5 protein-coding genes are annotated in these 6,000 nt (G+C 29.9%); 2 read left to right on the top strand and 3 right to left on the bottom strand.

What is annotated here, in order from left to right; genetic code table 11:
• Positions 1-1,147 precede the first annotated feature (1,147 nt).
• Positions 1,148-1,387: a hypothetical protein gene (locus tag N4A55_RS15315; protein ID WP_293757999.1), complete on the top strand. Its 240-nt coding sequence runs from the start codon at positions 1,148-1,150 to the stop codon at positions 1,385-1,387.
• A 150-nt stretch (positions 1,388-1,537) separates the two neighbouring features.
• Here N4A55_RS15315 and N4A55_RS15310 read toward each other — a convergent pair whose 3' ends face one another.
• Positions 1,538-2,923, bottom strand: coding sequence for a tryptophanase (locus tag N4A55_RS15310; protein ID WP_293757997.1), 1,386 nt, complete (start codon positions 2,921-2,923; stop codon positions 1,538-1,540).
• 94 nt (positions 2,924-3,017) lie between these two features.
• Positions 3,018-3,401 carry a RidA family protein gene (locus N4A55_RS15305; protein ID WP_293757994.1) on the bottom strand — a complete coding sequence of 128 codons (384 nt, stop codon included), beginning with the start codon at positions 3,399-3,401 and terminating at the stop codon, positions 3,018-3,020.
• A gap of 167 nt (positions 3,402-3,568) precedes the next feature.
• On the opposite strand from N4A55_RS15305, the gene N4A55_RS15300 reads away from it, so the two are divergent.
• On the top strand, positions 3,569-4,252 hold the full coding sequence (locus N4A55_RS15300) for a helix-turn-helix transcriptional regulator (RefSeq protein WP_293757991.1): 684 nt from the start codon (positions 3,569-3,571) through the stop codon (positions 4,250-4,252).
• A gap of 58 nt (positions 4,253-4,310) precedes the next feature.
• On the opposite strand, the gene N4A55_RS15295 is transcribed toward N4A55_RS15300, so the two are convergent.
• On the bottom strand, positions 4,311-5,849 hold the full coding sequence (locus N4A55_RS15295) for a MutS-related protein (RefSeq protein ID WP_293757988.1): 1,539 nt from the start codon (positions 5,847-5,849) through the stop codon (positions 4,311-4,313).
• Positions 5,850-6,000: the final 151 nt, after the last annotated feature.

Here is a 6,000-nt window from a genome sequence, read left to right as displayed (position 1 = left end):
CTATAACAATATCTAAGTTATTTATATAGAATCAGATAGTGTTTAATAAATTTTAATCTAAAATATATTTACATTGCATATAATCATTTCTAATTACATTCATTAATATTATAAACAAAGTTCTTGATATACTGTCTTTCAAGAACTTTGTTTGTTATAAATATATCTCTTAATATTAGTTTAAGAAAATAAAAGAGAACTACTTTTATCAATTATATTTTTAAAGCCATTTTTTATATAAATATGCCAATTCGCTCATTTCATAATTATATTTTTCGCAATCAAATATTACTCTTGCAGTATGTCCACTTGGGTTTATGAAAATGATTGGGTCATTATGACAATAAGTATACGTTTAGTGATAATCTCTGGCTTCCCTTAAGTAACTACTTCTGTTATTAATCATAGGGCTACTTTAAGATATGTCATCCCCTCGTGTAATATATGCTTGTGTTATATTTTTTTAGCATATTGTATAATATCTTCCCATTCATCTATTACAACAAAGTAAAGTTGCGTTGCTGAATATATGTCACCTTCTTCTGTTCTAAACTTCACGAATCATTTTAGATGTTCTTGCTTAGTAGTTCTATCTTCAAAGCCATCCAAAAAATAAACAACATCACCTATATTAAATTCTCTAGATTTTTCCCAATCAAACTGCTTATTATGTTTATTACAACTTTAGCATCTGGTTTGTCAACTACCCACTCGTTATAATCTGCATCTAGTAAACTTTTCTTGGTCCTTTTTTCATTACAGTATTTCTAGCTTTATCTAAAAGAGGATTGAATGGATGATCACCTGACATATTTATTTGGTATACTCTTTAAAAGTTACTAAAATCAGGCTTACCTTAGTTCTTTTGATATTGCATACCTTACAAAATTAAAATTGCTAGTACTGCTTTTTCACCAAAAGTTATGCAAGATTTTTAAGTAATTCGATAAATGGTTAATTTACAACAGGTGCTTCTAAAAAATTTGAAGCATCAGCAGTTGCCAAAATAGCAGTAGGTATATAAGCATATTGAATTCATAATGTTACATTTTTTTCTTCTTTATAAGGTCTGCGATTGCTACTTTCTTTGCAATAACCACTTGGGGCTATATAGTTTACTGGATTATTAGATATGTAAGCGTATAAGTTGAGCCGTCGCCCCGAAAACTATCCATACCTAAGCAGAGTCTTAGGTGTTGTTACAGTAAAGGTTAGATTAAAGCAATTATCCTTTTCAACCTATCTTGAAACTTCAAGAATGACTCATAATAATTATGGTAGAAGCGACTTACAAATTTATGGAGGAAGAAACCAAACAAGTCTATGGAATACATCAGGATGTATAAGAATCTTTGACAAGACATGTTCCCCAATGTCATTTAGCTAAGGTATTGTTAATAAAATACCTTTTGTTATAACATATTTTTATCATGCTGATTATAATAGTATAGAAGACTCTGTATAGCTTTTATAGAGGTATGGAATTGGCCATTATTGGCTAAATATATAGCTATACAAAGTCCATTATATTAAAATATTACTTATATATAGGCTCAAGACTTGCTTGGAAATGTCTAAGAATAGGTGGTTCCCAAGTTATCTTGTATCCTTTTACATCTTTTGCTCTTCCCTTAATAGTAATTAGTGCATCTGCCATTACATCAAAATGTGCTTGAGTATAAACACGACGAGGAATAGCTAATCTTGTAAATTCAAATGATGCTTGTAATTGTTCTCCTGTATCAGGATCATTTCCTAACATATAAGAACCTATATCACATGTACGTATTCCAGCTTCTTTGTATAATTCAATTGCTAGGGCTTGACCTGGAAATTCATAATATGGTATATGAGGGAACATTTCTTTAGCATCTATAAATAATCCATGACCTCCTACAGGAGCTTGGTATGCTATATTTGCATCATCCAATCTTGATGCAAGATATTCCATCTGTCCATTACGATATTCTAAGTAACTCTCGTCAATACCTTCATTCAAACCAATTGCTAAGCATTCAAGGTCACGACCTGATAGTCCACCATATGTAATAAATCCTTCAAAAGATATTGTACGCCCTTTTACATCTTGGAACAATTTTTCATCATCTTTTACTCCAATTAATCCGCCCATGTTTACGATGGTATCTTTTTTTGCACTCATAGTAAACATGTCTCCATATGAAAACATCTCTTTAACTATATCTTTAATTGATTTGTCTGCATATCCTTCTTCTCTTTTCTTGATAAAATATGCATTTTCTGCATAACGAGCAGCATCAATATTCATTCTGATATCATATTTCTTACAAACAGCAGCAGTTTCTCTCATATTCTGGATAGATACAGGTTGACCTCCTGCTGAGTTATTAGTTACTGTCATAACAACTAGTGCTATTTTTTCTGGCCCATATTCGTTGATTAATTTCTCTAATCTTTCTACATCCATATTACCTTTGAAAGGAGCTCTTACTTCTGGTTTCTTAGCCTCTTCAACAACACAATCTATTGCTCTCGCACCGGTAAGTTCAACATGAGCCCTTGTTGTATCAAAGAACATATTAGATATAGCATACTTTCCTTCTCCCATTAATATACCGAAAAGAACTTTTTCTGCTGCACGTCCTTGGTGAACGGGTTGAATATACTTATAGTTAAAAATATCTCTAGCTGTATCTAACAGTTTAAAATAACTTTTTCCTCCAGCATAAGCTTCGTCACCAATCATGACACCTGCCCATTGTTCCTGACTCATGGCATTAGTTCCACTATCTGTGAGTAGGTCAATATAGACATCTTCACCTTTTAAATTAAACATATTATATTTTGCTTCTTCTATCTTTTGTTCTCTTTCTTCACGTGTAAGCATTTTGATAGTTTCGACCATTTTTATTCTAAATGGTTCTGGTACATATTTTCTAGCCATACAATTACCTCCATACTTATTATAATTTAACTAAAGAGTGGGTATTAATTAACCCTTCAAGCAAATATAATTATGTAAACTAATTGTTGTAAAATTATTTATCTAAAGCAATAGCTTCTATTTCTACCAAAGCATCTTTTGGTAATCTAGCAACTTGAATTGCTGCTCTTGCTGGATAATTACTATCTCCAAAATATTCTTTATATACTTCATTCATAGCAGTAAAATCATTCATATCTTTTAAGAAAACAGTTGTTTTCAATACATGTTGTAAAGTTACTCCACGCTCTAATAATATTTGTTTTAGATTTTCTAGGGATTGTTTTGTTTGTTTCTTTATTCCACCATCTGGGAATTGTCCTGTAGCAATATCTATTGGAAGTTGTCCTGAAACAAAGACTAATCCTCCTCCTGCAGTCCCCTGAGAATATGGTCCAATAGCCTCTGGAGCGTTTTTTGTAGCTATAATTTCTTTCATTTATTTACCTCCTTATAATTTTTTATTATTATAATATTATTTTATCATCACTATAATTTTCAGTCAATATAATTAAAAACTTTTATCAGATTGCATTTTTTTTATTACTGTGATAGTCTATTTTATATTAGTAAATGATTAAAAAAATATATTAAGCAGGTGAAATTATGGAGAATAATATACTAAAACAATATACTAGTCTAGTAAAATTCTTAGGAAAAACTCTAGGTCCTGATTACGAAATCGCTTTACATGATATACAATCAGATTCAAAGTCCATTGTTGCCATAGCTAATGGTCATATTAGCGTAAGAACTGTAGGCGCACCAATGACCAACTTAGGCCTTGAGATAATTGCAAACAAAGAATATAAGGATAAGGATTATAAGATAAATTATAATGGAGTCTCAAAAGACCAAAGATTATTACGTTCCTCTACTTTCTTCATAAAAGATAATAATGAAGAACTTATGGGTATGTTATGTATTAATTTTGATGATAGAAGATATAGAGAGCTTAGTGACAAAATATTACAGCTTTGTCATCCAGATAAATTAATAAATGAAAATAGTAAATATATTTCAGTTGATTCTATAGTAGAAAACAGCTCAGAAACATTCTCTAATTCTATTGAAGAAGTAACTGACACTGTTTTAAACAAAGTACTTAAAGATAGTAATATACCTGTAGATCGTTTGACTCAAGATGAAAGATTACAGATAGTAACTATATTGGATCAAAAAGGTGTTTTTATGCTAAAAGGTGCGGTCAGTACAGTTGCCAATAAATTATCTTGTTCAGAACCTAGTATTTATAGATATCTAACTAAGATAAATAAGAGGAATTCTTAAACCTCCAATACGCTTTAGTTACAAAAATTATATGTTAACATTGTGTAGAAAGGATTCATCATAACTCCATAACTTCTATACGTTTATTAATCATATCAACCAAATCACCTGGATACTTAATAAACTCTAATATCTTAATTGCATTACGTGTAGAAGTAATTCCTTTATGAACTTTGTAATCAAATCCAAGTGAATCCTTAGTCACATTCTCTGTGAAATAATAATATTCATAACCCTCTAATTCAGGTAAAATCTGCAAGTCATGTGTTGCAACCAATGTCTTAGTATTAGCAGCAGCTAAAAGATTCAATATCTCCATTGATGCAGCAAGTCGTTCTACAGGATTAGTACCTTTGAATATCTCATCTATTAGTATTAACAATGGAGTCTCATCATTACATGAATCCACCATACGTTTAATAGCTTCTGCCTCCATAAGAAAATAACTTTTACCTTGCAAAATATCATCATTAAGGCTTATTGAAGTAACAAGCTTATAAAACTTAGCTCTATGCTCCTTGGACAAACTAGTACAAATACCTTGAGCAAACAGCGAATTCAATCCTACAGTTCTTAAAAAAGTTGATTTACCACTCATATTAGAACCTGTAATAGCTATTGAAGAATCTATATCTATTGTATTGGTTATTGGATTTTCCAGTAATGGATGGTACATATCTATTATGTTTATATTATCAAACTCACAGTCCATATCAGGTTCACAATAATATTTTAAATCCCTACGATACCTATCAATACTTAACCCTGCGTCCAAATCACCAATATTATTATATAATCTAATCAATTCTTTTTTATTTTTATTAATCAAACTTGATACTCTCAAAAAATTGATTTCTTTTATCAAAAATAAAATGTTTATATAATCACCAATAACATCTAATCCTTCAATCTTGAAAATAGCCGAACCTTTTTTAGTTATCTTGGATAACTTAGAATTAAGTTCTTTCAATCTATCTGCCAAATCAGGCGAAATTTTTTCAACTAACTTCCAATTTTTTTTACTAAAAGATAGAATCTTAATTATATAACCAATAACTTGTAATTGGGCATTATAGGTCATAGAAAATCTAAAATGAATTATAATGCTAGCTGCCATTGTTATAATGAACAAAGGCAGAGCTGTGAAATTCATTGTAATTAATGAAACAGCAAGTATACCTACATTTAATATTACTAGCAATATCATACCAATCAGTAATAGATTATTATTCAAAAATCCTTTGTTTATAGTTTCTCTAAAATCAAAATCACAATATTTGATTCTCGATAAAGCTAGCCTCAGATTATTTGATACCATTCTATCTTTCTTGAAGCTGTTGATATGATGTTTACGCTTATAAAAATCTTCTTTATTGTCAGCTGGGTTTCTCAACCAACAATATAGCTTTTCTTCTCCTGGTGTTGTTACAGTATGATTAACATCAGCAAAAACATTATCCATATCAAGATCCTGCCAAGTCACTTCATCAATATGTACTTCAGATTCTCTATAGTACTTATTTGTTGAAGCTAACAGTTTAAAATCAATTTCCTTGTAATTCTTTTTTCTTATAAAATCTTTATTGCTAAATAACATTTTTATCATCCTCAAATCTTATAGTGAAAAATTACCCCCAAAGTATTTAGTTTCTTCAAGGGTTTGATTACTTTTATTAGTCAGATAGTCTTATTTAATTTATGTAAATACTATCAGATTATAAAATATATTGCAATATAAGGATACTATA

The sequence above is a fragment of the Vallitalea sp. genome (assembly GCF_025211055.1).
Taxonomy (GTDB): Bacteria; Bacillota; Clostridia; order Lachnospirales; family Vallitaleaceae; genus Vallitalea.
The sequence above is the reverse complement of the archived record's forward strand: the minus strand, read 5'-3'. Positions and strand labels throughout refer to the sequence as shown.